The following is a 1,114-nucleotide window of genomic DNA, read 5'->3' as shown; positions in this document are numbered from 1 at the left end:
TGGTGCAGCAGACGTTCACCGGTCGCAAGCGGGTTCGCAAGTTCTTTGGGCATATCCGGGAAGTCGCCGAGATGCCGAACCTGATCGAAGTACAGAAGGCGTCCTACGACCAGTTCCTGATGGTCGACGAACCGCCCGGCGGCCGGCTCGACGAGGGCCTCCAGGCGGTCTTCAAGTCGGTGTTTCCGATCAACGACTTTTCGGGGACCTCGCAGCTCGAATTCGTGCGCTACGAATTCGAGGCGCCGAAGTACGACGTCGATGAGTGCCGCCAGCGCGGCATGACCTATGCGGCCCCGCTGAAGGTGACGCTGCGTCTCATCGTGTTCGATATCGACGAGGAAACCGGCGCGAAGTCGGTAAAGGACATCAAGGAGCAGGACGTCTACATGGGCGACATACCGCTCATGACCATGAACGGCACCTTCGTCGTCAACGGCACCGAGCGCGTCATCGTCTCGCAGATGCATCGTTCGCCCGGCGTGTTCTTCGATCACGACAAGGGCAAGACCCATTCGTCCGGCAAGCTATTGTTCGCCGCGCGCGTCATTCCCTATCGCGGCTCGTGGCTCGACATCGAATTCGACGCCAAGGACATCGTGTTCGCGCGCATCGACCGCCGCCGCAAGATTCCGGTGACGTCGCTGATGTTCGCCCTCGGCCTCGACGGCGAGGAGATCCTGAGCACGTTCTACAAGAAGATCATCTACAAGCGCGCCAAGTCCGGCGGCAATCCGGAAGGCTGGCGGGTGCCCTACGATCCGGTGCGCTTCCGCGGCTATTCCACGCTGAACGACCTGATCGACGCCGATACCGGCAAGGTCGTGCTCGAGGCCGGCAAGAAGCTCACGGTCCGCGCCGCCCGCCAGCTCCAGGAGAAGGGGCTGAAGGCGCTGCGCATGAGCGACGAGGAGTTGGTCGGCATGTATCTCGCCGAGGACCTCGTCAATCCCAAGACCGGCGAAATCTATGCTGAAGCCGGCGAGGAAATCACCGAGAAGTCGATGAAGGCGCTGAACGAGCACGGCTACAAGGAGCTGCCGCTGCTCGACATCGACCATGTCAATGTCGGCCCCTATATCCGCAACACATTGTCCGCCGACAAGAACATGAC

1 pseudogene is annotated in these 1,114 nt (G+C 61.3%); it reads left to right on the top strand.

Going from position 1 to position 1,114, the window contains the following annotated elements:
* Positions 1–2: 2 nt before the first annotated feature.
* Positions 3–1,114, top strand: a pseudogene (locus BGN91_RS11045) (DNA-directed RNA polymerase subunit beta); the annotation flags it as partial.

It is taken from the genome of Nitrobacter sp. 62-13 (assembly GCF_001896955.1).
GTDB lineage: Bacteria > Pseudomonadota > Alphaproteobacteria > Rhizobiales > Xanthobacteraceae > Nitrobacter.
Note: the sequence above shows the minus strand (reverse complement) of the source record. Positions and strands in the feature narration are given on the sequence as shown.